Genomic DNA, 23,917 nt, shown 5'->3' with positions numbered 1-23,917 from the left:
GCGACGTCTCCGCCAGGTGTGGATTGCCACGTTTCAGGGACCCTTGTACGACTTGGGGTTGAGCCGGGGCCCTACGGTCCCAGGGGTGCGCCGCCTGCGGGCGCACCTTCCGGCGTACCTCACACGATCGGGGGCGACCCGTCGATCGGACGTCCGGATACGCCAGGGCGCCGCTGCCACGGACGCGGGCCGCCGGGGGGCCGGTAGTCCACGCCGAGCGCGTCCAGGCGCGCGTAGTGGGCCGTCATGCGCTCCTGGAAGCCGGTGAAGTCCCGCTCGGGCGGGGGCGGAAGCGGCGACCAGACGGCTTCGGCGAAGGCGGCGAGGCGCGGGAAGGTCTGGTAGTCGACGCGCCGCCGGTCCTCGGTCACCTCCGTCCAGACGTTGGCCTGAGCGCCGAGTACGCGCTCCGCCTCCGCGCCGGTGAGCTCGGGTGGAACCGGCTCGAAGCGATAGACGTCCTCCAGGGTGCGCACGTAGCCGATGGGGACCGGCTCATCGTCGCCGGCGGCCTGGCGGTAGTCGAAGTAGACCTGCTGTTGTGGGCACATGACGACGTCGTGGCCGGCGCGGGCGGCAGCGATGCCGCCCGCGTAGCCGCGCCAGGACGACACGGCGGCGCCCTCGGCCAGATCGGCCCCCAGGGCGCTGGCCGCGCTGCCTTCCAGAATCTCGTCCCAGCCGATCAGGCGGCGGCCGCGCTCGGCCAGCCAGCGGCCGAAGTGACCCAGGAACCAGTTCTGCAGCTCGTCCTCGTCCGCCAGGCCCAGCTCCCGGATACGCGCCTGGGCGGCCGGGGAGGCCCGCCACTGCTCCTTGGGGCACTCGTCGCCGCCGACGTGGACGAAGCTGCCCGGGAAGAGCTCCAGGACCTCGTCCAGGACGTTCTCGTAGAAGCGCAGCGTGGTGTCGGCGGGTGAGAGTACGTTCGGATTGACGCCCCAGGTGGTCCAGACGCCGAGGGAGGCGGTGTCGACGGCGTCGGTGTTGCCCAGCTCCGGGTACGCGGCGATGGCGGCCTGCGAATGTCCGGGGATGTCGATCTCCGGGACGACGGTGATGTGCCGCTCGGCGGCGTAGGCGACGATCTCGCGGATGTCGTCCTGGGTGTAGTAGCCGCCGTGCGGGCGCTCGTCCCACAGCGGTGAGGCGCGGTGCCCGAATTTGGTGCGCTCGCGCCAGGCGCCGACCTCGGTGAGCCTGGGGTAGCGGCGGATCTCGATACGCCAGCCCTGGTCGTCGGTCAGATGCAGATGCAGCACATTGAGCTTGTGCGCGGCCAAGAGGTCGATATACGCGAGCACATCGCCCTTGGGCATGAAGTGCCGCGCGACGTCCAGCATGAGGCCGCGCCAGCCGAAGCGCGGGGCGTCCTCGATCAGCGCACACGGCACCCACCACGTCTCCCGGGGCGCGATCGGCGCCCGGCGGAAGGCGTCGGGGCCGAGCAGCTGGCGGAAGGTCTGCGCGCCCCAGAAGACCCCGGCCGGGCCGCCGCCCTCGATCCGGATCGCGTAGCCGTCAACGACGATGCGATACCCCTCGGGGCCGAGCTTCCGCTCGACCTCGGGGCTGATCGAGAGGAAGAAGTCGTGGCCTTCGCCGAGCGGGAGCGGCAGGCCGGTCGCGGCGCCGACGGTGGCGCTCAGCCAGCGCGCCGCGGCCTCGGTGCCAGGACCGGCGCCGAGCACGGTCTCGGAGTCCACGGGGTAGAGGGCGCCGAACTGCAACTCGCGGGCGAGGCGGGGCGCCGGGATCAGACCTGTGGCGTTCATGGCGAGGTTCACCCTTTCACGGCCCCGGCGAGCCCGGAGACCAGCCGACGTTGGACAAGCACGAAGAAGACCAGGACGGGGAGGGTCATAACGGTGGATCCGGCCATGATCCCGCCCCAGTCGTTCTGCTCGGGTTTGAAGAAGACCAGCAGCGCCATGGGCAGGGTCGAGTTCTCGGTGGCGCTGATGATGAAGGACTTCGGGAACAGGAAGTCGTTCCAGGCGCTGATGAACGAGAAGACGCTGGTCGCCACGAGGCCGGGCAGCATCAGCGGGAACAGCACCTGCCACAGGAATCGGGACCGGCTCGCGCCGTCGATCATCGCGGCCTCCTCCAGGGTCTCCGGCACCGCCTTGACGAATCCGCGCAGCATCCAGATCGCGAACGGCAGCGAGAAGGCGAGGTGCGGCAGGATCAGCGAGCCCAGGGTGTTGAGGCCGACCCCGGGGACGGCCGTGCCGAGGTCGCGCATCAGGAAGAACATCGGGATCGCGAGGGCCTCCACCGGCACCATCTGGGCGATCAGAAACATGATCAGCAGCGTGGTGCGGAAGCGGAACCGGAAGCGGGCGACGGCCGTGGCCGCCAGGAAGGCGATCAGCGCCGAGAGCACCACCACGGCCCCCGCCACGATGAGGCTGTTGACGAAGTAGCGGCCGAAGTCCTGCTGCACGAAGACCTGGTGATTGTTGATGGTGCATATCAAGGCTGGCGTGGATGTGTGGGCAATTCGGCGAACTGTCATGCGATTGTGCGTGGTTCGCGTTGGTTTTGGCTGTTCGGTGATGATGCGGTCATAGGGTGTGGTCATGGAGCTTCTTCGGTTGGTGCTGGCCGCGCGCAGGGTGGGTGTACGCCCAGGGGCACTGCGGCTGAGGATCGGCGATCCGATCCCCTGCACCGGCAGCGGAGGTCCGGGGCGCTTCCCCGCTACCGGGCGTGGGGAGGCTCGTGGCTAGGTTGATGGCGACGGCGACGTGTACCGCTTTCGGTGCGGTCCTGGAGGACAGCGAGCAGCAGGTTGGGCAGCGGGTGCTGTATGAACGGGTGGGGTTCCTCAGTGTTTTGTGCCGGGGTCTGACGGCTGGGCTGGTCGCGGCCCGGTGGGATGAGGCTTCGCTGGATGTGCTGGCCGCCGGGGTGGACGGGCGGGGCGAGGCGTTGCCGTCCAAGGGCTGGATGGCCTTGCGCCGCTTGGGCTGGAACACCCCCGCTCCGGCCTCTGCTGCTTCTGCTTCTGCTTCTGCTGAGTGTGCCGCAGCGGGTGGGACTGCGGGAGCGGGCGGGCGGGCGGGGGTGTATGTGTCGGATCGGGTGCGGCGGGCGGGTGAGGAGCAGGCGGCCCGTACCCTGCGGCTGGCCCTGCACCGCCGGGCCGTTGTCATGGCACTCCTGGCGACGTGGCCTGTTGACCCTTCCCGGCGCACCGGGGCGGAGTGGGCCGCGTTGCGCGCGATGCTGCCCGCCGGGGTCGGCGCGGCGGAGATCCGTAACCGGACCCGGCAGATCCGTGAGTTCACCCGGGCGCATGCGGGGCGGTTGCCGTCGGGGCTGTGTGTGCTGGAGGGGCCGCCGGCGGTGGCCTGCCAGGCGCTGCTGGCAGCGATGGACCGCCAGCAGACCACCCTGGAACGCCTGGACGCGGACCGGGCCCGGCTGCGGGTCAAGCTCCCGCTGTGCGCCGCTCCCCGCTCCCGCAGGGACTGGGCCTGGCACGTCATCGACCTGCGCCTACCCGCCACCGTCGAGGCGGACGCGCTGCTGCACGCCCCGACCCTGCGCCCCACCCCAGGCGGCCGGGTCGCGGTCGACCTGCCCCACTCCCGACCCCACCCCGCCACCCAGGCCACCGGGCACACCGTCGGGGTCGGTTTCGACTGGGGCGTGAACACCCTGCTGACCGGAGCGGTGGGCCGCCTGACGGGCCGGGGCGAGGCGGCCCGCGTGGTCACCGACGGCCGTCCGCTGATCTTCGACGCCACCGCGATCAGCGCGAAACTGCACCGGCTGCGCGGCCACCGCGAAGACCTGGCAGCCAAGCGCGACCACTACCTCGCGCTCGCCGAACCGCTTGGCGCCCCGCACCGCGCCTGGGGTGTCCTGCTGGACAAGGCGGCGGTGCTGGAGCGCGAGCATGAGCGGGTGTGCGCCCGCATCCGGCACCTCAACCACGCACTCGCGTGGTCGGCCGCCTGCTGGGCCGTCAACCAGGCAACCGCGCTCGGTGCGTCCGTGATCTACCTCGAAGACCTCACCACCCTCGAAGCCCGTGGGAAGCGCCGGGGCAATGCCCGGCTGTCCGGGCAGGTACGGGGCACCGTCACCGACGCGATACGACACCTGGCCGCCAAAGCAGGCATTACGGTGGTCACCGTCCCCGCTCGGGGCACCTCCGCACGGTGCCCCCAATGCGTGGGGCCACTCGGCCACCATCCCGCTCCCGACCGGCTGGGCGAGCGCGGCTGGGCATGGGCCCACTGCCCCGGTTGCGGCCTGTCCCTGGACCGCGACCACGCAGCCGCCCGTCGCATTGTCTCCCGCGGCCTGCTCGGCCAGGCCCACACCACCACCGAGCGTGCCACCGGTATCCGCACCATCCGCACCCCCGCCGAGGGCACCGTTACGGTGGTGCGCCGCCCGAAGAAGACCACCCGCCACCTGCGCCGCGCCCGCCGCACCACCACCCTCCCCACCCGGCCACGCGGACCGCGTACCACCCCCGGCAAGACCCGCCCCACCCCCACCCGGCCCGCGCACTCGCGCCGAACCCGCACCCCTGACAGGCCCCGAACGGCGGCCGTCCAGGGGGCGTTGAAGTCTTCCCGCCGTATGCCCGACGTGCGTACGGTCCCCGCCACCACCCCCACCGGGGCGGTACAGCGTCCGGCGGGGCATGGCACCCAGACCCCCACCCCCTTCCCGGGGCGCGGGCCAGGTCGTGGAGTACCCACCCCCGCCGGGCCGGAGCCTCCTCCGGCCCGGCGGGGACGGCTCTCCCGCGAAACCTGTCGACGGCGCACCCACGCCGCCGAGCGGACCGGCTTCCACCACGCGCACGCCACCCAAGTCCACACCCTCACCCCGAGGTTCGGACCCCACCGTGACGACGCACGGCCACGCCGCGCCCGAAAAGCCTGAAACCCACAGGCACACACAGAGTTCCGAGACGCTTGATCGCTTCATTGGCAGAACAACCCCTACGGCATTGCGTTGCACCCTGTGCAACGCACATTTCACCATGCACAACACGCAGGAGATTAAGGGTGGGTCCGTCCGCCCACAAGAGGTCTAAACCAGGTTTACGAAGGAGACTCGTCGTCCAGGAGGGAGACTCGTCGGCTACGAGGGCGACTCGTCGGCTACGAGGGAGAGTCGTCGGCTACGAGGGCGACTCGTCGGCCGGACAGGCCGGTTCGGGATACGGCACGGCCTCCACGCGCGCACCCGCCGCCGCCAGACGGACCACCAACTGGTCCCAGTCCGGCCAGCAGCTCCGCATCCGCTCCAGCACCCCGCGGCCGGCGATCAGCACGATCTCGCAGTCCGGCTCGTCGGCCCACTCCAGCAACCGGGGCAGGGTGGGCTGGGCGGCCGAGACGACACAGCTGCCCGCCGGGCTGTAGCCGCGCTCGGCGGCCAGCCGCTCGCACCGCTCCAGCTGGGCGTCCCAGTCCTTCTCGAACTGGCGGAACCGGCCCGCCGCTTCCCCGTCGGGCTCGTCTGGTTCGTCGATCTCTCGCGCCCCGAACACCAGGTACGCCGCCCGCTCGGCACCGCTCTCCCCGCGCCCGCTCATGGAGGCGACCCTAACGGCGCACTCCGCACCGCCGGAGCCGTATGCCGCGAGGTGCGCGGCATATGCCAAATAATGCGTACAGCGCGCTACGCCCGGCCCGCGCCCCCTGGTCGAGAGGGGCGCGGGCCGGGCGTGGTGCGCGCGAGGGCTCCGGCGGGTGGGGCCGGGGCGGCGGGGCTACTTCTTGCCGCCGCCGTCCTTGCCCTTGTCCTTGTCGCCGCCGGCTCCCATGCCGTCGAAGATCTCCTTGCACATCGGGCAGACCGGGTACTTCTTCGGGTCGCGGCCCGGGACCCAGACCTTGCCGCAGAGTGCGACCACCGGAGATCCGGAGAGCGCGCTCTCCATGATCTTGTCCTTCTGTACGTAATGGGCATAGCGCTCGTGGTCGCCGTCACCGTGCGACACCTGAGGTGTCGGCTCAACGAGGGTCCCCGTGCCTGCCCCGCGCTCGGGCTCAAGAGTGCTCATACAGCCCTAGGGTACTCACGCGCCGAGCGAACGACGGATCAGCGCCTCCCGCGGCGTCGCCCGGTGTCGCCGCCACCCGGCAAACACTGCCTCCAGTTGGGCACTGGCCCTAGTTGAGCGAGGGATCGTCCGGGTACGTGGCGACCATCGCCAGCTCGCTGCGCTGGCGACGCAGCACCGCCCGCCACAACCGCTCCGGGGCGGGCGAGGAGACATCGCCCGGCTCGGACTCCACGACGTACCAGGCGCCCTCGGAGAGCTCGTCCTCCAGCTGTCCGGGCCCCCACCCGGCGTAGCCCGCGAAGATCCGCAGCGAGCCGACCGCGGCGGCCAGCAGTTCGGGCGGCGCCTCCAGGTCGACCAGCCCGATCGCGCCGTGCACCCGGCGCCAGCCGAGCGGGCCGTCCTCGGTCCGCGAGGAGACCCTTCCGGCCTCGGCGGCTCTTCCGGCCTCGCCGGGGACCACGGCGACCCCCAGCGCGGAGTCCAGCGACACCGGGCCGCCCTGGAACACCACCCCCGGCTCCCCGGCCAGCGCGGCCCAGGACTCCAGGATGTCGCCGACCCCCACCGGGGTCGGGCGGTTGAGCACGACGCCCAGCGACCCCTCCTCGTCGTGGTCGAGGAGGAGCACCACCGCACGGTCGAAGTTCGGGTCCGCCAGCGCCGGTGTCGCGACAAGCAGCCGTCCTGTGAGCGAGGACACCTCGGTCATGGACACATGATCCCGCATGTTCGCCCCGGAGGGGGAGTGGAAGACGAGTCCCATGTGAGAGCAGGTCGGGGCGTACGACAGCAGGAACGGCGCACGTAACCGTACGCTTTCTGCTCTGAACCGAACGTGTTGTGACACATTCATGTCCGTTCGGTGGGTACGTCGGTCACACAGCGGTGCTCTCCACGGCTATTACTCTTTTCTCTTGCCCCCCGACCGTCCCAGGAACGCGAGACCAGATGACCCGCTCGAACGATGTCCTGCTCGTCCATGGCGGCACCCCGCTCGAAGGCGAGATCCGTGTCCGAGGCGCGAAGAACCTCGTGCCGAAGGCCATGGTCGCCGCGCTGCTCGGCAGTGGGCCGAGCCGGCTGCGCAACGTCCCCGACATCCGCGATGTGCGGGTGGTGCGCGGCCTGCTGCAGCTGCACGGCGTCACGGTTCGGCCGGGTGACGAGGCCGGCGAGCTGGTGCTGGACCCGACCCACGTGGAGAGCGCGAACGTCGCCGACATCGACGCGCACGCCGGCTCCTCGCGCATCCCGATCCTCTTCTGCGGCCCGCTGCTGCACCGCCTCGGCCACGCGTTCATCCCGGGTCTGGGCGGCTGCGACATCGGCGGTCGGCCGATCGACTTCCACTTCGACGTGCTGCGCCAGTTCGGCGCCACGATCGAGAAGCGGGCGGACGGCCAGTACCTGGAGGCCCCGCACCGGCTGCGCGGCGCCAAGATCCGCCTGCCGTACCCGTCGGTCGGCTCCACCGAGCAGGTGCTGCTGACGGCGGTGCTCGCCGAGGGTGTGACGGAGCTCTCCAACGCGGCCGTCGAACCGGAGATCGAGGACCTGATCTGCGTCCTGCAGAAAATGGGCGCGATCATCTCCATGGACACCGACCGTACGATCCGGATCACCGGCGTCGACAAGCTCGGCGGCTACAACCACCGTGCCCTGCCGGACCGCCTGGAGGCCGCCTCCTGGGCGAGCGCGGCGCTCGCGACCGAGGGCAGCATCTACGTACGCGGCGCCAGCCAGCGCGAGATGATGACCTTCCTCAACACCTACCGCAAGGTCGGCGGTGCCTTCGACATCGACGACGAGGGAATACGGTTCTGGCACCCGGGCAGCAAGCTCAACGCCATCGCCCTGGAGACGGACGTCCACCCCGGCTTCCAGACCGACTGGCAGCAGCCCCTGGTCGTGGCCCTCACCCAGGCCTCCGGGCTGTCCATCGTCCACGAGACGGTCTACGAGTCGCGCCTGGGCTTCACCTCCGCGCTCAACCAGATGGGCGCGCACATCCAGCTCTACCGCGAATGCCTGGGCGGCTCCGCCTGCCGCTTCGGCCAGCGGAACTTCCTGCACTCGGCGGTCGTGTCGGGCCCGACCAAGCTCCAGGGCGCCGACCTGGTCATCCCCGACCTGCGCGGCGGCTTCTCGTACCTGATCGCGGCCCTGGCGGCCCAGGGCACGTCCCGGGTCCACGGCATCGATCTGATCAACCGCGGATACGAGAACTTCATGAGCAAGCTGGGCGACCTTGGCGCCAAGGTCGAGCTCCCCGGCGCAGAAAAAACCGCCTGAGCCACGTCGGCGCCCCCGGCTGGGGGTCCGGGGGTTATCCCCCGGGTAGACACAGCATGAGCAAGCTGGGCGACCTTGGCGCCAAGGTCGAGCTCCCCGGCGCCGAGGGCGCCTCCCAAGCCTCCTAAGGGCCCGGGAAGGGCCTCCAGAGGCCGTAGGAACGCCGAAAGGGGCGACCACCCTCCGATGAGGTGGCCGCCCCTTCGTATGGGGCCTTACTTGCCCTTGGCGGCTTCCTTGAGCTTGGAGCCCGCGGAGACCTTCACGCTGTAGCCGGCCGGGATCTCGATCGGCTCACCGGTCTGCGGGTTACGCGCGGTGCGAGCGGCACGGTGGGTGCGCTCGAAGGTGAGGAAGCCGGGGATGGTGACCTTCTCGTCGCCCTTGGCGACGATCTCTCCGGTCACCTCGGCGAGGGCGGCCAGAACGGCGTCGGCGTCCTTTCGGGTCACCTCGGCGCGCTCCGACAGAGCGGCCACCAGCTCACTGCGGTTCATGTTGTACTCCCGTGTTCATCTTGCCATTAGGCGTGAGATCGAAGCCGATGCTGCCAGGGCCCTCGGACAGTCCCCGGACCCGGGTCTGCTGTTCAGACCCTCGCGCCCGGAACGCATCCTGCCCCCACCTGTGGCGGGAAAGCCAATCCGGTGCCCTGGTGAGTCGCGCGAAAAGCGCCGTGGCGGCCGTTTCTGCCCGACACCCTATGGGGGCCCGATCGGCTGAACGCCATGCGACGCGCCGTACGACGCGCCGAGCCCGGCCTAGACCGCCGTGGTACCGGTCACAGCCTTGGCGGCGACCCGTACCGCGCCGGCCACCGCGCCCGCGACCTTGTCGTTGAAGACGCTCGGAATGATGTAGTTGGCGTTCAGCTCGTCGTCGTGGACGACATCCGCGAGCGCCCGGGCCGCGGCCAGCATCATGTCGTCGTTCACAGTACGCGACTGCGCGTCCAGCAGGCCGCGGAAGACACCCGGGAAGACCAGCACGTTGTTGATCTGGTTCGGGAAGTCGGAGCGGCCGGTGGCGACCACGGCGGCGGTCTGGCGGGCGATCGCCGGGTCGACCTCGGGGTCGGGGTTGGCCAGCGCGAAGACGATCGCGCCGTCGGCCATGGCGGCCACGTCGTCGCCGGACAGCACGTTCGGGGCGGAGACGCCGATGAAGACGTCGGCGCCGCGCACGGCCTCCTTGAGGGTGCCGGTGACGCCCTCGGGGTTGGTGTTGTCGGCGATCCAGCGCAGCGCGGTCGTGTCGGAGTTGCCGTTCACGCCGGCCAGGTCGTCACGCCCGGCGTGCACCACGCCGTGGATGTCCGCGACCACCGCGTGCCGCACACCCGCGGCGATCAGCAGCTTGAGGATGGCGGTGCCGGCCGCGCCCGCGCCGGACATGACCACCCGCACATCGCCGATCTTCTTGTTGACCACACGCAGCGCGTTGGTCAGGGCGGCGAGCACCACGATGGCGGTGCCGTGCTGGTCGTCGTGGAAGACCGGGATGTCCAGGGCCTCGCGCAGCCGCGCCTCGATCTCGAAGCAGCGGGGGGCGGAGATGTCCTCCAGGTTGATGCCCGCGAAGCCGGGGGCGATGGCCTTGACGATCTCGACAATGGCATCGCTGTCCTGGGTGTCCAGGCAGAGCGGCCAGGCGTCGATGCCCGCGAAACGCTTGAAGAGGGCCGCCTTGCCCTCCATGACGGGCAGCGCGGCCTTGGGGCCGATATTGCCCAGGCCCAGGACCGCGGAGCCGTCGGTGACCACCGCGACGCTGTTGCGTTTGATGGTCAGCCGGCGGGCGTCCTCGGGGTTCTCGGCGATGGCCTGGCAGACGCGGGCGACGCCCGGGGTGTAGACCATGGACAGGTCGTCACGGTTGCGGATCGGGTGCTTCGACGACATCTCGATCTTGCCGCCGAGGTGCATCAGGAACGTACGGTCGGAGACCTTGCCGAGCGAGACGCCCTCGATACCGCGCAGCTTCTCGACGATCTCGTCGGCGTGCGCGGTGGACGTCGCGGCGATGGTGACGTCGATCCGCAGCTTCTCGTGGCCGGAAGCGGTCACGTCGAGGCCGGTGACCGAGCCGCCGGAGGACTCCACGGCCGTGGTGAGCTGGCTGACCGCAGTGCCGCTCGCGGGGACCTCCAGCCGGACCGTCATCGAGTACGAGACGCTGGGCGCCGTTGCCATGGCCGACTTCCTCTGCTTTCCCTTGTTCCAGGTTGTCCCGGGCCGCGGTGGTGGTTCGCCGGTCTGCCCTCGGACGGTGGTCTTCAGATGGTTACACCTACCTTCGGGTACCGGGTAACCGGGCTCGAGTTTCGGAGATATTGTTCAGCCCCGCGAATCCGCCGAGATGCGCAGAAGAGGCCCACGTCCCCAACAGCTGACGCGGACCTCTTGAAAGTCTTAGGTGGCACCGACCCGCCATGCTCGCCTCGCGGCAAGTGGTCGCTCGAAGCGACGAAGGTTGGGCCCGGGGGCTTGGATCGGGCCGGTGCCATCAGCAAGGCTAACAAACCATCCCCGGAAGTGATTCCTCCCCCACGGGTTGATTTCTCAGCCCCTCATCAGTCCCTGCCTCAGCCCCTCATCAGTCCCTACCTCAGTCCGTACCTCAGTCCCTGCCTCAGCCCCTCATCAGTCCCGCAGCAGATCGGGGACGCCGTGCTCATCCGGGTCGTCCCGCTCCCCCGGCACCACGGTCAGCCGCTGCGTCGCGCGCGTCAGCGCCACGTACAGCACCCGCAGCCCCGCCGGGGACTCGTCGGCGATCTCGGCCGGCGAGACCACGACCGTCGCGTCGTACTCCAGGCCCTTGGCCTCCAGGCTGCCCAGCGCCACCACCCGGTCGCCGAGCCCTTCCAGCCAGCGGCGCGCCGCGGCCCGCCGCCGCATGGCGACGACCACGCCGACCGTGCCGTCCACCTCGTCCAGCAGCCGCCCCGCCTCCTCGCGCACCCGCGCCGCCAGGTCTCCCGCACCCCTGTCGGCCGACCCGCCGCTTCCGTCCGGCAGCGGCGCGAAGCGCGGCACCAGGCCCGTGGAGCGGACCGCCTCGGGCGCCCGGGCGCCGGGCATCGCGAGCGCGAGGACCTTGGCGGCGAGCTCGGCGATCTCCGCCGGGTTGCGGTAGTTCACGGTCAGCGTGAAGCGGCGGCGCGGGCGGCTGCCCAGCGCCTCGGTGCGGGCCTCGGCCGCCTCCTCCGGATCCGACCAGGAGCTCTGCGCCGGGTCCCCGACCACCGTCCAGGTGGCGTGACGGCCGCGCCGCCCGATCATCCGCCACTGCATCGGGGTCAGGTCCTGCGCCTCGTCGACGATCACATGGGCGTAGTCCACGCGCTCCTGCTCCAGCCGGTCCGCGCGGGTGCGGCGGGGCGCGGAGCGGTCGGCGAAGGTCGTCAGCTCCTCGAGCCCGGTCAGCTGGTCGAGCGGATCGGCCTCGCGGGGCTTGGCGGGCCGGGCCGGGGCGCCCAGGACGGTGTACAGCTCGTCCAGCAGCGCCACGTCGTGCACCGACAGCGGGCCCTTGCCGTCCGCCCCCAGGCGGGTCAGCGAGCGGGCCAGCCGGCGCGCGTCGCGCTGGTTCAGCTCCCGCCGCGACCAGCGGGCCAGCCGCTTCTCGTCGGCCATCGCGGCCAGTACGGCGCGCGGGGTCAGCTCGGGCCACCAGGCGTCCAGGAAGCCGAGGAAGTCGTCCTCGGTGGAGATGTCCTCGTCGAACCCCTCGCGCGCCTCGGCGGCCAGCTCGGGGTCGGTGTAGCGGCGGGCATCCCCAGACATCGCAGACTTGGCCCACAGCGCGTCCAGCAGCAGCCGGCGGGCGCGCGGGCGCAGCAGGTTGACGGGCGCGGTGCCGCCCAGGGCGGCCTGCCGGATCCGGCGCAGCTCCTCGGCGTCCAGCTCGATCCGCGCGCCGAACGCCACGACGCGCAGCCGCTCCGGCGGCCCGGCCGCCCGGCCGGGGCCCGCGGGCAGCTCCAGGGCGCCGCGGGCGGCCTTGCGCAGCACCCGCGTCATCCGCGAGGAGCCCTTGACGCGGGCCACGGCCGGCTCGTCGTACGTGGTGGCCTCGGCGCCGTCCACCAGCGATCCGACGGCGCGGATCGCGACCTGCCCCTCCTCGCCGAGCGAGGGCAGCACGCCCTCGGTGTAGGCGACCAGCAGCGGGGTGGGGCTGACGATCAGGATCCCGCCCGCGTACCGGCGCCGGTCCTGGTAGAGCAGATACGCGGCGCGGTGCAGCGCGACCGCGGTCTTGCCGGTGCCCGGGCCGCCCTCCACCTCGGTGACGGAGGCGGCGGGCGCGCGGATCACCAGGTCCTGTTCGGCCTGGATGGAGGCGACGATGTCGCGCATGGTGTGGCCGCGGGCCTGGCCGAGCGCCGCCATCAGCGCGCCGTCGCCGACGACCGGCAGCTCCGCCCCGTCCAGGGTGGCGGTCAGCTCGGGGCGCAGCAGATCGTCCTCGACGCCGAGCACCCGGCGCCCCTTGCTGCGGATGACCCGGCGGCGCACGACCCGGCCGGGGGCGACGGGGGTGGAGCGGTAGAAGGGCGCGGCCGCGGGCGCGCGCCAGTCGATGACCAGCGGGGCGTATTCGGCGTCCAGGACGCCGATGCGGCCGATGTGCAGCGTCTCGGCGATCTCCGCGCGGCCGCCGCCGTCCTCGCCGTCCTCGCCGGGGCGGATCGCGTCGTCGGCGGGCTCGATGGAGGTGTACGCGCCGTCCGGGCCGCGCTCGCCGTCCTTGCCGAGCAGCAGGTCGATGCGGCCGAAGAGGAAGTCCTCGAACTCGCTGTTGAGCCGGTTGAGGTGCACCCCGGCCCGGAAGACCTGGGCGTCCCGCTCTGCGAGCGCACCGGGCGTGCCGACCTGGACGTGTTTGGCGGCGTCGTTCATCAGGAACTCCGCCTCGTGGATCTTCTCCTCGAGGCGGCGGTACACGCGGTCCAGATGCGCCTGCTCGATCCGCATCTCCCGCTCGCGGATCCCGTCCACGGCGTCCTGCTTTCGCGCGTCCCGCGGCCCGGCGTCTCTTTTCTCAGCTCCGCCGGGTTTCCCGGCTTCGCCGGCCCCGTCCGGTCTCGCCTTCCGGCTCGCGTGCGTGGCGTTGTGCGCGGCCACCCAAGCCCCCTTCTGTGTGCGTAGGGCAGCCGTCAACCGTACACCTTCACAACACGCTCCAGACCTTCACCGGCCAGACCTTCGTGCAGCGCCTAGACCTTCACGACCGCCAGCCGCTGGCCGTCCAGGGTGCGGACCTCGAAGCGGTCGATCTCGTCGGGGTTCATGGCCGCGCCGCCCAGGGCGAACAGCGGGTCCTTGCTCCAGCGGGACGCGTCGCCGTCCTTGATGCCGTAGCCGGTGCTGGGCACCGCCCAGGTGGTGATGGTCTCCTCATGGCCGTCCTTGCCGATGGCGACCAGGTCACAGGCCTTCGGGCCCTTCACATTGCCGAGCTTGAGGGCCACCGACGTACCCCAGCCCTTCGCCTGCAGCGAGACGGTGGCGTCGACCTTGGTGGTGGGGTCGACCGAGCCGGTCTTCTGGCCCTGGTCGAACGCCGCCTTCGCGGGGCTGGCCACCACCTTGCCGTCACCCCCGCCGCCACCATCGCCGTCGCCGGAGGTCAGCGCGGCACCGGCGAACGGACCGCCGATGATCAGGGCGGCGGCCGCGGCCACCAGGTACAGCCGGCGCTTGCGGCGCCCGCGGCGGCTGGTGGCGACGTCGTCCATCAGCCGGCCGAGCAGTTCGGGTCCGGGGCGTGCGGTGATGGTGGCGGGGTCCAGTACGGTCCGGCCGTCGTCGGAGGTGGCGAACTCGGCCAGCAGCGGCGGGATGCCCATCAGCTGATCCAGCTCCGCGCCGCATCGGTCGCAGCCGAGCAGATGCTCCTCGAAGCGGGCGGCTTCCGCCGGGTCCAGGACGCCGAGGGCGTAAGCGCCGACGGCGGTGTGCTGCTGATCCTCCGCTGCCGGCATCATGCCGTAACCCCCCGTTCCTCCAGCGAGAGCCGCAGGGCACGCAGCGCGTAAAAGACCCGGGACCGGACGGTCCCGGGCGGTACGCGCAGCACCTCAGCCGCTTCGTTCACCGTACGCCCCTTGAAGTATGTCTCGACCAGCGCCTCCCTATGCGCATCGGTGAGATCGGCGAGCGCGTCGGAGATCGTCATCATGCGCAGCGCCCGGTCGATTTCGTCGGCGGCGGGCACGGCGTGCAGCGGTGCGGCGTCCACTTCCTGGGGGCGGGCCCGGCGGCCGCGGTGACCGTCGATGACGATGCGCCGGGCCACGGTCACCAGCCAGGGGCGCAGCGATCCGCCGGTGGTCCGCAGTTGGTCAGCGTTGCGCCAGGCCCGCAGGAGCGTCTCCTGGACCACGTCCTCCGCCCGGTGCCGGTCGCCCGCGACCAGGCGCAGGACGAAGGCGAGAAGCGGGCCCGCGTGCTCTTCATAGAGCGCGCGCATGAGCGCGTCGTCCGGTGTCGTCCTCTCGGTCACGGGAGCATCTTTGCGTAATCTCCACCGCGCGGTCGAGGGGGTACGTGCGGTTACACTTCCAGGTTCAACAAAAACGCCGCGAGGTGTGCTCAATTGCGCTATACAGCATTCTTGTCGCGCGTATGTCCGCTAGTCTGACCTGGGCTGACGCGGCATCAGATGGCTCGGGCAGCTGCTTCGGTCAGGCCCGGGTGACGCGGCGGCGGTGCCGGGCCACGCGCTCGCGGTTGCCGCAGACCTCGCTGGAGCACCAGCGGCGGCGGCGACCGCGCGAGGTGTCGAGGTAGACCAGCGAGCAGGTCTCCCCCTCGCACTGCCGCAGCTGCCCGCGCGCCACCGGGTCGGTGAGCAGTTCCACTGCGTCCCGCGCCACCTGCGCCAGCAGCGCGCCGCAGTCGGGCACGGTGGCGAGCCTGCGCACGAGGGCGCCGTCGGCGGCGCGTACGGCCCGTACGGCGGGCGGGGCGGTGGCGGCCAGGGCGTTCACCCGCTCCAGGTCGGCGCCCGCGGCGCGGCCCTCGACCTCGTTGTGCACGATGCGGTGGAGCAGATCGCGGGCGGCGCGGAAGCGGGCGAGCCAGGCGCCGTCGACGATGTCGAGGGCGGTGCCGCGGGGCACCAGACCGGCGTCGACGAGCCACGCCTTCAGCCGGTCCACCCCGTCCAGCCGCTCGACCGGCGCCTCGCTCAGCCGCCCGCCGACCGTGGCCACCAGGTCCAGACAGAGCCGCCCGGAGTCGAACCGCAGGTCGTAGGCCGACGCCGACGCCATGTTCCTGTCACTCCTTCGGGGCTGAGCGGTCACATGGACATGCACGCAGTCCCAGAGTGCCCGTCCCGGCCCGAGCCCGGAACCCCGCGGACCCGCCCATCACCCCATGAAGACAAGGGAGTTCGGCCCCGGCGGCCGGTCAGCGGCCGATCAGTAGCCGGTCATACGTCGGCGTATTTGGTGTCCGCGACCGGATCCAGCGCCAGCCGGTAGCCGCGCTTGACGACCGTCTGGATGAGCTTCGGGGCGCCGAGGGCCGTACGGAGGCGGGCCATGGCCGTCTCGACGGCGTGCTCGTCGCGCCCCGCGCCCGGCAGGGAGCGCAGCAGGTCGGCGCGGGCGACGACCCAGCCCGGGCGGCGGGCCAGGGCGCGCAGCAGCGCCATACCGGCCGGCGGTACGGCGCGCAGCTCGCCGTCCACCAGGACCGCGTGGCCACGGATCTCCAGGCGGCGCCCGGCGACCGGCAACGGCCGTACCCGGCCCGGCAGTTCATGGGTCAGCAGCTGTACGAGCGGGCCGAGGCGGAAGCGTTCGGGCTGGCTGGTGGGGATGTCATGGGCCTCGAGCGGCAGCGCGGTGACCGGCCCGACGCAGGCGGGCAGCACATCATGGCGCAGCGCGTCCACCAGCTCGTCGCGCATGCCACGCCGCTCGGCCCGGTCCAGCAGGCTCGCGGCGGCCGGGGCGCTGGTGAAGGTGAGCGCGTCCAGGGCGCGGGCGACGGTCGCGTCGAGGAGGCGGTCCACGGGGCCGATGTCCTCGGGCGGCATCCACCGGTACACCGGTACGCCGACCACCTCCGCGCCCGCCGCGCGCAGCGACTCGACGAAGCCGGGCAGCGGCTCGCCGTGCAGCTGCACCGCGATCCGGCTGCCGTCGACCCCCTCCTCCAGCAGCCGGTCGAGCACTTCGGCCAGCGACTCGGACGCCGGGTACCACTCCTCGGTCAGCCCGGCGGCCCGGATCGCGCCCCGCACCTTGGGCCCGCGCGCCAGCAGCCGGGCGCCGCGCAGCCGGGCCAGCAGCGAGTCCCCGAGGCCCCATCCGTCGGCGGCCTCGACCCAGCCGCGGAAGCCGATGGCGGTGGTCGCGATCACCAAGTCGGGGGCGTGGTCGAGCAGCTGCTTGGTGGCGGTGAGCAGTTCCGCGTCGTCGGCGAGCGGCACGATGCGCAGCGCGGGCGCGTGCATGACGGCCGCGCCCCGCCGCCGCAGCAGCGCGGCGAGCTCGTCGGCGCGGCGGGCGGCGGTGACGCCGACGGTGAACCCGGCGAGCGGCCCGATGGGGGCGGGCGCGGGGGTGGCGGGGCCGGTGGTGGCGGCGGGGGCGGCAGGCGTAGGCGTGGACCCGGGCATGGCCAGGCCGGATGCCCCTGTCCCCTTCGACTCCTCCGGCTCTTTCGCTCCCCTTGACTCCGTCGAGGCCGTGGTCGCGGCGTTGTGGTCTCGGTGCATGGTTCTCGTCCCGATCCGCTGTTGTATGGGCGCCCTCCGCGACCTCATCTCGGCGGCCATCCTGTGGCCCCCCGGTGACGGTCACGGTTCGCGGAGGTTTCCCGGGTGTAACGGAGCGTACGGCCGGGGAGCGCGCGCCCTGTGCGCCGTACGCTCCCCGGCCGACCGGCCCCGTCCAGGGCCGTTTCCGCCTCGGCGGCTCGGCTCAGACGTCCGCGTACGCGGCCTGCCGCGCGCCATGCGGCTCAGCCGCCCCCGCCGCGGCGATGCGGCCGGCCGGCCGGGCGCCGCGGAGGTATACGGCCCAGGTCACGGCGGAGCACAGGGCGTAGAAGGCCAGGAAGGACACGAACGCCGGGGTCCCGGTGTGCGCGTTCAGGAAGGACTGGCGGAAGGCCAGGTTGATGCCGAGCCCGCCCAGCGCGCCCACCGCGCCGATCAGCCCCATCGAGGCGCCCGACAGCCGCCGCCCGTACGTCGCGGCCGCCTCGCCCGTAAGGCCCCGCGCGGCCGCCTTGGCCTGGAAGATGCCGGGGATCATCTTGAACGTCGAGCCGTTGCCGAGCCCACTGAAGACGAACAGGGCGATGAAGCCGACGAGGAAGACGGCCAGGGACTTCTCCGCGGAGGCGTAGACGACCACCACGGCCGCGACGGACATGGCGGCGAAGTTCCACAGCGTGATCCGCGCGCCGCCGTAGCTGTCGGCGAGACGGCCGCCGATGGGGCGGATGAGGGAGCCGAGCAGCGGGCCGATGAAGGTGAGCGAGGCGGCCTGCAGCGGGGTGCGGTCGAACTGGTTCTGCAGGACGAGCCCGAAGGCGAAGCTGTAGCCGATGAACGACCCGAAGGTGCCGATGTACAGCAACGACATGATCCAGGTGTGTGCGTCCCTGGCCGCCTCCTTCACCGCGCCCGTGTCGTTCCGTACCGGCGCCAGGTTGTCCATGAACAGGGCCGCGAGCAGCGCGGCGACCACGATCAGCGGGATGTAGACGCCGAGCACCACACGCGGATGGGCCGCGCCGGCCGTGCCGATGATCAGCAGGCCGATCAGCTGGATGACCGGTACGCCGATGTTGCCGCCGCCCGCGTTGAGGCCGAGCGCCCAGCCCTTCTTCCGCAGCGGGTAGAAGGAGTTGATATTCGTCATGGAGGAGGCGAAGTTTCCGCCGCCGACGCCGGTGAGCGCCGCGACGACCATGAAGGTGGTGTACGAGGTGCCGGGCTTCATCACCACGGCGGCGACGACGGTCGGCACCAGCAGCAGCAGCGCGCTGACGATCGTCCAGTTACGGCCGCCGAAGCGGGCGACGGCGAAGGTGTAGGGAACGCGCAGGATCCCGCCGACCAGGGTGGGCATCGCGACCAGGAAGAACTTCCCGGCCGGGTCCACCCCGTACTCCGGCCCCATGAACAGGACCATCACCGACCACAGGCTCCAGATGGAGAAGCCGATGTGCTCGGAGAGGATGGAGAACGCAAGGTTGCGGGTGGCGATCTTCTCGCCCTTCTCGTTCCAGAAGGTCTCGTCCTCCGGGTCCCACTGTTCTATCCAGTGGCCCCCCCTGCGTGCGGGGGTGGTGGTCGGAGCGGTCATCACGCCTCCACAGTTGTCGGGTGTAGCCCTGGTGCGCAGTTTCGCTGTCCGACGACCGTAGAAATGATGGATTTCCGGGCTGTGGCGGCACGTGACACCGACGAAACCTTGCTCTCACCCGGGAGCGCGGGGCGCGGTGAGGGTTTCGACCTGGGCCGGCTCGGCGATCCCGGCCGCCTCCGCCCCGCGTGTAACTTTGGTCACGCCCGCTGACTTGACGACCTCCGCCGCCTCCGCCGCCTCCGCCGCTGCTTCCGGGCTCGGCAGCCAGCTGCCGGGCGGGGCGTCGAGCCAGCCCCCGGCCGCCCCGAGCGCCGCCGCGGCCGCCCGCAGGGCGTCCAGACCCGGGTGGCGCAGCCCGCGCCGCCAGACCATGGAGACGGGCGACAGCGGCACGGGGCCGGTCAGCGGCCGGAGCACGGTGCCGGGCATCGAGATGAACACCGTGCTCGCCAGCACCGACCAGCGCCGCTTGGCCACCACCCGGGTGAACTCCTCGGCGCCCTCGATCTGCGGAAACGGCTCGGCCATGACGATGCCGCGCCCCGCGAACAGCTGCGCGGCCAGATCCGTCCACTCCGCGGTGGCGGCGTTGCCCGCCGCCGCGTACAGCGTCTCCCCCGCGAGCGCGTCCAGCGGGACCTCGGGGAGCCGGGCGAGCGGGTGGTCCTCGCGCAGCACCACGGCCATCCGCTCGTAGCGGACCAGTTGGTGGTCCAGGCGTGCGAGCACGGCCGGGTCGAGCCCGCCGACCCGCCCGAACGACACATCCAGCCGCCCCGCGAGCAGTTCGGCGGCGGCCCCGGTCAGCCCACTGTGGAAGTGCGCCACGAGCTCCCCCTCGGGCGCTATCCGCCCGCGCGCCTCGGCCAGCACCTCGTTCCCGGTGGACATCGGCGCACTGATATCCACGACCAACGGCCTTTCTGTCCCTGCTCCACCACCCCCGAACGCGGCAACCAGCTCCTCCTGCGCCGCCAACACCCGCCGCGCGTAGGGCAACAGCCGCTCCGCCTCGGCGGTCAGCGCCACCTGGCGGGTCGTCCGCAGGAACAACTCCACGCCCAGCTCGCGCTCCAGCCGCCGGATGTCACGGCTGAGCGCCTGCTGGGCGACGTACAGCCGCGCGGCGGCGCGGGTGAAGTGCAGCTCGTCGGCGACGGCGACGAAGGCACGCAGCAGGCGCGGCTCGATGTCCTGGGGCATACGGTGCAGTCAACCGCATGCACGGGATTTACAACACGGGTGCGTGAATGGCCGCGCATCAGGTGTTGGACCGGCCGCGGGCCCGCCCACGACCGTAGAACGGTGATCCTCTTCCTCGCCTCCCGGCCCGTGGTCCCGACTGTCCGCCGTCCGCAGAGCGGCGCGGCGCGCGGCGCCGCCCCCACGCCCCGTACCACGACGGACACCGCGCTCGGCCGACCGCGCGGCACGGGTGCCGCTTCCGGCCCCGGCCCGGCGCCCCGCACCGTGGACGGCACGCCCGCTCCCGCACAACAAATAACGGATGATCGCGGCCCCGGCCGCCGCCCGCCCCGCCGCCCGTTCCTCGCGCCCTACCGTCGGCTGTTCGCCGCGCCCGGGGCGCTCGCGTTCACGCTCGCCGCGCTCGCGGGGCGGGTGGCGGGGGCGATGCTGGGGGTCAGCATGGTGGTCATGATCGCCACCGTCCGGGACTCGTACGCCCTGGCGGGCGCGGTCTCGGCCACCGGCCTCGCAGTGACGGCCGCGACCGGGCCGCTGCTGGGCCGGCTCGTGGACTGCCACGGGCAGGCGCGGGTCGCGGTTCCGGCGGTCGCCGTGTTCGCGCTGGGGGCCACGGCGACACTGCTGTGCGTCCACTACGGGGCGCCCGCGTGGGCGCTGTTCGTCTGCGCGGCGGGCTCCTCGGGCGTACCCAGCCTCGGCTCGATGACGCGCGCCCGCTGGGCGGACGTCCACCGCGACGACGCGGCCGCACGGCACACCGCCAACTCCTTCGAGCAGGTCGTCGACGAGGTCTGCTTCATGGCCGGTCCGGCGCTCGCGATGGTGCTGTGCACGGCGGTGTTCCCGGAGGCGGGGCTGGCGACGGCGGCGGTGCTGCTGGTCGTCGGCACCCTGCTCTTCGCGGCGCAGCGCCGCACCGAACCCCCGCCGCAGCCGCGTACGGACACTGCGGCCGGATCGCCGCTGCGCTCGCCGGGCCTGCGGATCGTGGTCATCACCTTCCTGGCGACCGGCGCGGTCTTCGGCTCGATGGAGGTCGCGACGGTCGCGGCCGTGGAGTCGTACGGCCACGGCTCGGCGAGCAGCGCGGTCCTCGCGCTGCAGGCGGCCGGTTCCTGCGCGGCGGGCCTGGTCTTCGGCGCGCTGCCGATGCGCGGGTCGGCGGTGACGCGCTTCCTGGCGGGGGTGGCGGCCATGGCCGTGGCCATCCTCCCCCTGCTGACGGCGACTGGGCTGGCGACGCTGGCACCGCTGCTGTTCGTCGCGGGCATGGCGACCGCCCCGACGATGATCAGCGGCATGACCCTCGTCCACCGGCTGACCCCGCCCGCCCGCCTCAACGAGGGCATGACCACCGCGTACACCGGCCTCCTCATCGGCATCTCGGCGGGCGCGGCGGCAGCCGGCTGGACGGTCGACCACCTCGGCCCAACCGCGGGCTACACGGCCCCCGCGACGGCGGCGGCGCTGGCCCTGCTGGCCGCGGCGGGGGGCGCGGGGCGGCTGCGGCGGTCGCCAGGCGGGGCCTGACGCCGCGCATGCGTTTTCGCGTTGCGTGGGGGTGACACGCGGCCAATACGGTTCGTACGGATCCCGACCGGCTCGGAAGACGACAGCCCAGATACACCCAGTCATTTTGTCAACGCCATTGACGTACCCATAGGACCCCCTTACCTTCCTCCATCGAAGCGCTTCGACGATCGTGCGTGACCCCTCCAACCCTCCCGGAGGCAGCGGATGTTGAAGGCACGGAAACGGACGGCAGCCCTCCTGGCCGCCGCCCTGGTGGGAGCCGCGGCGCTCACCGGGTGCGGCTCGGACAGCGGGGACAGCGACGGCAAGACGCTCAAGCTCTGGCACTACGAGGCCCCGAACGGCGCGATGGGCGCGGCCTGGAAGCAGGCGATCGAGGAGTTCAAGAAGAGCCACCCGGGCGTCACAGTGAAGTTCGAGGAGAAGGGCTTCGAACAGATCCAGAAGACGGCCTCGATGGTGCTCAACTCCAACGACGCCCCGGACGTCCTGGAGTACAACAAGGGCAACGCCACGGCCGGTCTGGCCGCCAAGCAGGGCCTGCTCACCGATCTCACGCCCGAAGTCACCAAGCGCGGCTGGGACAAACCGCTGAGCGCCGGGGTGCAGACCACCAGCCGGTACGACGCGCAGGGCGTGATGGGCTCCGGCAACTGGTACGGGGTGCCCAATTACGCCGAGTACACGATGGTCTTCTACAACAAGGACCTCTTCGACAAGTACAAGGTGAAGGTCCCGTCCACCTTCGAGGAATTCACCGCCGCCCTGGACACCTTCACCTCCAAGGGCGTCACCCCGCTGGCGAACGCGGGCGCCGAATACCCCGCCCACCAGTACGTCTACCAACTGGCGCTCAGCAAAGCGGACCGCTCCTGGGTGGACTCGTACGAGCTCTACAAGGGCAAGCCCAACTTCCATGACGCGGCCTGGACATACGGCGCCGAGACCTTCGCCGACTGGGTGAAGAAGGGCTATATCGCCAAGAGCACCAGCGGCGCCAAGGCCGAGGACGCGGGGACGGCGTTCATCTCGGGCAAGTATCCGATGTTCTTCTCCGGCAGCTGGTGGTTCGGCCGCTTCAAGTCGGAGATGAAGGACCAGTGGGGCACCTTCCTGTGGCCCGGCTCCAAGCTGACGCTCGGCTCCGGCGGCAATCTGTGGGTGGTCCCCAAGGGCGCCAAGAACAAGAAGCTCGCCTATGACTTCATCGACATCACGATGAAGAAGGGCATCCAGAACGTCCTCGGCAACAAGGGCGGCGTACCCGTGGCCGCCGATTCCTCGGCGATCACCGACCCGCAGTCCAAGAGCCTGATCGAGAACTTCGACAAGCTCGCCAAGGACGACGGGCTCGCCTTCTACCCGGACTGGCCGGTCTCCGGCTTCTACGACACCCTCGTCTCCGAGACGCAGAAGCTGATCAACGACAGCACGGATCCCGACGACTATCTGGACGCGCTGAAGACAGCGTACGACTCTGGCGCACCGAAGACATGAAACCCGCCGAAAGCGTGAAATCCGCTGATGGCGCGAGAACAGCCGGAACCACAAACCCCGCCGCAACCACGAAAGGCGCGGGGCGGCCGCCCCGCGAGTACCCGTACGCGCTCTTCCTGATCCCCGGCGCCCTCGCCTTCCTCGTCGTCATCGTCGTCCCGTTCCTGATGAACACAGGGCTGAGCTTCACCCACTGGCAGGGCGTCGGCACCCCCTCCTGGGCCGGGCTCGACAACTACCGCACACTGCTCGACGACTCCGCCTTCTGGGAGTCCTTCCGGCACAGCCTCGCGATGGTCCTGGCGATGGCGGTGATCCCCACCGCCCTCGGCCTGGTCCTGGCCGCCGCGCTCTTCGACTACATCGCCAAGCACATCGGCACCCGCGTCGCGACCGTGCTGCGCGCGTGCTTCTATCTGCCGCAGGTGCTGCCGATCGCGGTGGCCGGCATCGTATGGAGCTGGATCCTCGCCCCCGACAACGGCGCCCTGAACGAGCTGCTGGACGCGGTCGGCCTCGGCTCCCTCCGGCACGACTGGCTGGGCGACCCGGATCTCGCGCTCTACAGCGTGATGGGCGTGATGGTGTGGGTCCAGCTCGGCTTTCCGCTGGTGGTCTTCATGGCCGGAATGCAGCGCGCCGACCCGGCCCTGCACGAGGCCGCCGAGCTGGACGGGGCCTCCTGGTGGCGGCGGCTGTGGCATGTGACGCTGCCGCAGATCCGCCCGGAGATCTACGTCGTGCTGCTGTGGTGCACCATCGCCGCGCTCAAGGTCTTCGGCGCCGTCTACGTACTGACCAAGGGCGGACCCGGCGGGGCCACCAATGTGCCCTCGTACTTCTCCTTCCAGAGCTTCTTCGAGAAGACGCAGGTCGGCTACGGCTCCGCGGTGTCGACCGTGCTGACCGTACTCATCCTGGCGCTGGCCCTCGTGGGCTTAAGCCTGCAGACCCGGGCGGAGGACCAGGACCGGTGAAGGCCGTCACGCGAT

At 71.5% G+C, this 23,917-nt stretch carries 19 protein-coding genes; 5 read left to right on the top strand and 14 right to left on the bottom strand.

Annotated elements, in window-relative coordinates; translation table 11 throughout:
• Window positions 1–119: 119 nt before the first annotated feature.
• Both ACH4U7_RS42290 and ACH4U7_RS42285 read right to left on the bottom strand, forming a co-directional pair.
• A complete protein-coding gene (locus ACH4U7_RS42290; protein WP_398533107.1) occupies window positions 120–1,775 on the bottom strand; it encodes a beta-N-acetylhexosaminidase in 1,656 nt (551 codons plus the stop codon).
• A gap of 8 nt (window positions 1,776–1,783) precedes the next feature.
• Window positions 1,784–2,482, bottom strand: coding sequence for a carbohydrate ABC transporter permease (locus tag ACH4U7_RS42285; RefSeq protein WP_398533106.1), 699 nt, complete (start codon window positions 2,480–2,482; stop codon window positions 1,784–1,786).
• Window positions 2,483–2,727: 245 nt separating this feature from the next.
• Between ACH4U7_RS42285 and ACH4U7_RS42280 the strand changes: the two genes are divergently transcribed.
• Window positions 2,728–4,914: a zinc ribbon domain-containing protein gene (locus tag ACH4U7_RS42280; RefSeq protein ID WP_398533105.1), complete on the top strand. Its 2,187-nt coding sequence runs from the start codon at window positions 2,728–2,730 to the stop codon at window positions 4,912–4,914.
• A 241-nt stretch (window positions 4,915–5,155) separates the two neighbouring features.
• Here ACH4U7_RS42280 and ACH4U7_RS42275 read toward each other — a convergent pair whose 3' ends face one another.
• From ACH4U7_RS42275 to ACH4U7_RS42265, 3 genes are all read right to left on the bottom strand, one after another.
• Window positions 5,156–5,572 (bottom strand): hypothetical protein, encoded by a 417-nt coding sequence (locus tag ACH4U7_RS42275; RefSeq protein WP_398533104.1) that lies wholly within the window; start codon window positions 5,570–5,572, stop codon window positions 5,156–5,158.
• Between the two features lie 177 nt (window positions 5,573–5,749).
• Complete coding sequence (locus ACH4U7_RS42270) at window positions 5,750–6,043, bottom strand: DUF3039 domain-containing protein (RefSeq protein ID WP_089512320.1); 294 nt, start codon at window positions 6,041–6,043, stop codon at window positions 5,750–5,752.
• A gap of 109 nt (window positions 6,044–6,152) precedes the next feature.
• Window positions 6,153–6,758, bottom strand: a complete 606-nt coding sequence (locus ACH4U7_RS42265) for a YqgE/AlgH family protein (RefSeq protein WP_089512461.1) — start codon at window positions 6,756–6,758, stop codon at window positions 6,153–6,155.
• Window positions 6,759–6,997: 239 nt separating this feature from the next.
• Here ACH4U7_RS42265 and murA point away from each other — a divergent pair, with 239 nt between their 5' ends.
• A complete protein-coding gene (gene murA / locus ACH4U7_RS42260; protein ID WP_398533103.1) occupies window positions 6,998–8,341 on the top strand; it encodes a UDP-N-acetylglucosamine 1-carboxyvinyltransferase in 1,344 nt (447 codons plus the stop codon).
• Window positions 8,342–8,556: 215 nt separating this feature from the next.
• On the opposite strand, the gene ACH4U7_RS42255 is transcribed toward murA, so the two are convergent.
• From ACH4U7_RS42255 to ACH4U7_RS42215, 9 genes are all read right to left on the bottom strand, one after another.
• A complete protein-coding gene (locus ACH4U7_RS42255) occupies window positions 8,557–8,838 on the bottom strand; it encodes an HU family DNA-binding protein (RefSeq protein WP_014179130.1) in 282 nt (93 codons plus the stop codon).
• 264 nt (window positions 8,839–9,102) lie between these two features.
• Complete coding sequence (locus ACH4U7_RS42250) at window positions 9,103–10,533, bottom strand: NAD-dependent malic enzyme (protein ID WP_398533102.1); 1,431 nt, start codon at window positions 10,531–10,533, stop codon at window positions 9,103–9,105.
• Window positions 10,534–10,983: 450 nt separating this feature from the next.
• On the bottom strand, window positions 10,984–13,323 hold the full coding sequence (locus ACH4U7_RS42245; protein ID WP_398533244.1) for a HelD family protein: 2,340 nt from the start codon (window positions 13,321–13,323) through the stop codon (window positions 10,984–10,986).
• A 242-nt stretch (window positions 13,324–13,565) separates the two neighbouring features.
• Window positions 13,566–14,336, bottom strand: a complete 771-nt coding sequence (locus ACH4U7_RS42240; protein ID WP_398533101.1) for a zf-HC2 domain-containing protein — start codon at window positions 14,334–14,336, stop codon at window positions 13,566–13,568.
• The gene (locus ACH4U7_RS42235) at window positions 14,333–14,821 is read right to left on the bottom strand and encodes a sigma-70 family RNA polymerase sigma factor (protein WP_055414278.1); all 489 of its coding nucleotides are present in this window, start codon (window positions 14,819–14,821) and stop codon (window positions 14,333–14,335) included. Before ACH4U7_RS42235 ends, ACH4U7_RS42240 begins: the two co-directional genes overlap by 4 nt.
• 214 nt (window positions 14,822–15,035) lie before the next feature.
• Window positions 15,036–15,626 carry a CGNR zinc finger domain-containing protein gene (locus ACH4U7_RS42230; protein WP_398533100.1) on the bottom strand — a complete coding sequence of 197 codons (591 nt, stop codon included), beginning with the start codon at window positions 15,624–15,626 and terminating at the stop codon, window positions 15,036–15,038.
• 161 nt (window positions 15,627–15,787) lie between these two features.
• On the bottom strand, window positions 15,788–16,984 hold the full coding sequence (locus ACH4U7_RS42225; protein WP_398533099.1) for a uroporphyrinogen-III synthase: 1,197 nt from the start codon (window positions 16,982–16,984) through the stop codon (window positions 15,788–15,790).
• A gap of 304 nt (window positions 16,985–17,288) precedes the next feature.
• Window positions 17,289–18,683: a nitrate/nitrite transporter gene (locus ACH4U7_RS42220; protein ID WP_398533098.1), complete on the bottom strand. Its 1,395-nt coding sequence runs from the start codon at window positions 18,681–18,683 to the stop codon at window positions 17,289–17,291.
• A gap of 114 nt (window positions 18,684–18,797) precedes the next feature.
• Window positions 18,798–19,889 carry a LysR family transcriptional regulator gene (locus ACH4U7_RS42215; protein WP_398533097.1) on the bottom strand — a complete coding sequence of 364 codons (1,092 nt, stop codon included), beginning with the start codon at window positions 19,887–19,889 and terminating at the stop codon, window positions 18,798–18,800.
• Between the two features lie 102 nt (window positions 19,890–19,991).
• Here ACH4U7_RS42215 and ACH4U7_RS42210 point away from each other — a divergent pair, with 102 nt between their 5' ends.
• From ACH4U7_RS42210 to ACH4U7_RS42200, 3 genes are all read left to right on the top strand, one after another.
• Window positions 19,992–21,425 (top strand): MFS transporter, encoded by a 1,434-nt coding sequence (locus tag ACH4U7_RS42210; RefSeq protein WP_398533096.1) that lies wholly within the window; start codon window positions 19,992–19,994, stop codon window positions 21,423–21,425.
• 207 nt (window positions 21,426–21,632) lie between these two features.
• Window positions 21,633–22,925: an extracellular solute-binding protein gene (locus ACH4U7_RS42205; RefSeq protein WP_398533095.1), complete on the top strand. Its 1,293-nt coding sequence runs from the start codon at window positions 21,633–21,635 to the stop codon at window positions 22,923–22,925.
• A complete protein-coding gene (locus tag ACH4U7_RS42200) occupies window positions 22,922–23,902 on the top strand; it encodes a carbohydrate ABC transporter permease (RefSeq protein ID WP_398533094.1) in 981 nt (326 codons plus the stop codon). Before ACH4U7_RS42205 ends, ACH4U7_RS42200 begins: the two co-directional genes overlap by 4 nt.
• Window positions 23,903–23,917: the final 15 nt, after the last annotated feature.

The sequence above is a fragment of the Streptomyces sp. NPDC020845 genome (genome assembly GCF_044334165.1).
Lineage (GTDB): Bacteria > Actinomycetota > Actinomycetes > Streptomycetales > Streptomycetaceae > Streptomyces.
This window is presented reverse-complemented; position numbering and strand designations above follow the sequence as displayed.